The sequence below is a fragment of the Halalkalibacter flavus genome, from assembly GCF_036663575.1.
Lineage (GTDB): Bacteria > Bacillota > Bacilli > Bacillales > Bacillaceae_D > Halalkalibacter > Halalkalibacter flavus.
Map to the genome: position 1 here is coordinate 1 of NZ_JAWRVK010000140.1, position 362 is coordinate 362.

At 42.0% G+C, this 362-nt stretch carries 1 protein-coding gene; it reads right to left on the reverse strand.

Annotated features, from left to right (window positions below; all coding sequences use genetic code 11):
- Positions 1-362 (reverse strand): hypothetical protein (locus SAY88_RS24795; RefSeq protein ID WP_332635089.1); only part of this gene is annotated, 362 nt, incomplete at both ends.

Consider the following 362-nt stretch of genomic DNA (forward strand, 5'->3'; position numbering starts at 1 on the left):
TCTATTTGGAAGGCATAACCTGTGTAGGCTTGACCGAAAGATTTTTTATACTGCTTACTGGAAGCAACATGAACAGGTCGTGCATTGCTACCCTCAAGGTAAGGTTTGACATCATACAAGTTATGGTAGGTAGTGTATACGTCAGTACTGTGCTGGAAGATCTTTTGTTGCTCGCTACTCTCACTGCTGTACGGTTGGATTTTAGCCTGGAAGAAATACTGAGGTCCATTGAACTGCAGTTTACCCTTGAAGGGAACATAGAATTGGGTGTTCTTTTCGACGATAGCAAGGTACTTCTGATTGCTATGAGGAGCGACAAATCCTAATTTGCCTCTCTTTTGAGAAGACCAAGTGAATTTGTA